We start from the raw sequence: 942 nt of genomic DNA, 5'->3' as shown, positions 1-942 counted from the left end.
GGATACTCACTCTTAAACAACGGAATGGTCGAGTCGGCCAGTCGCGGCCAGCCAAATTCGAACGTCCCCTCGATCAGATCAATGGCGGGGCCTTCGACTTTGGTTTGCCCGGACTTCCAGAACACCGCCGCGATGGAGAACCGCGCAATAAAAGCGATCAGGCTCTGTGGAATCAAATCCAGCAGCGCGATGGCGCGGCGGATCGGGTTCTGTGTGTTCATGGAGATACCTTGTTGTGCTGTAAGTGAGTAATGGCGTTGTGGCTGATCAACAGCGCAAGGGTCTGGCTGAGATTGAACGCGGATTCGGTTTCCGCTGCCTGAATCAGCGGCTGGCCGCTTTGCAGGTTGTGGATGAAGGCACTGGCACCGGGCTCGATGACGAAGACTTCAACGTCCAGGCCATTGCGCAGGATCAGCGCGTGTTGTTCCCGGTGAAGGTCAATCCCTGCCAGCGTTGCGTCGTGTTGATGGGCCGCCCAGATCGAGACCACCGCGAAGGCAGAGGTCAGCAGGTTGAGGGAGGGGTGAAGTTCAACGGCCAACTGGCTCAGGGTTTGCGGATCAGCGAGCGCTGCGCCGATCTGTTCATGGCTCAACGGCTGGTCGTCGGCTGCGTGATAAGCGGTGATGCGCAAGCGTTCGAGCCGGGCGACATCGGCCAGATACGGCACGCTGTTCGCCGGTTCGAAGCCGTCGACGAACYGCGCAAAACTGTCCCCGTAATCTTTGATCAGTGGGCTCTGGGGCGCATTGTTGAGCAGATAGATCCCGGTCATGGCACGGAAGAACTCATCACCGACCAATTGCTCCACCACAGKGTAGCTGTGCGCCAAAGCGTTGATCAGCGAACTCTGCACATTGTTGCGATACACCGCAAAACGGCTGGAGGGATCGGCCCCATTGGCACTGATCAAGCCCTCTGGGCAGCGCAGTCGGGGAT

The 942-nt window shown here is 58.7% G+C and carries 1 protein-coding gene and 1 pseudogene; both read right to left on the bottom strand.

What is annotated here, in order from left to right:
- Positions 1-221, bottom strand: a pseudogene (locus AC1DRJ_RS29790) (hypothetical protein); the annotation flags it as partial.
- Positions 218-942 (bottom strand): HvfC/BufC family peptide modification chaperone (locus AC1DRJ_RS29785; RefSeq protein ID WP_477805281.1); only part of this gene is annotated, 725 nt, incomplete at its 5' end. The gene AC1DRJ_RS29785 and the pseudogene AC1DRJ_RS29790, both read right to left, overlap by 4 nt.

The organism is Pseudomonas sp. P5_B2 (assembly GCF_056400445.1).
This window is presented reverse-complemented; position numbering and strand designations above follow the sequence as displayed.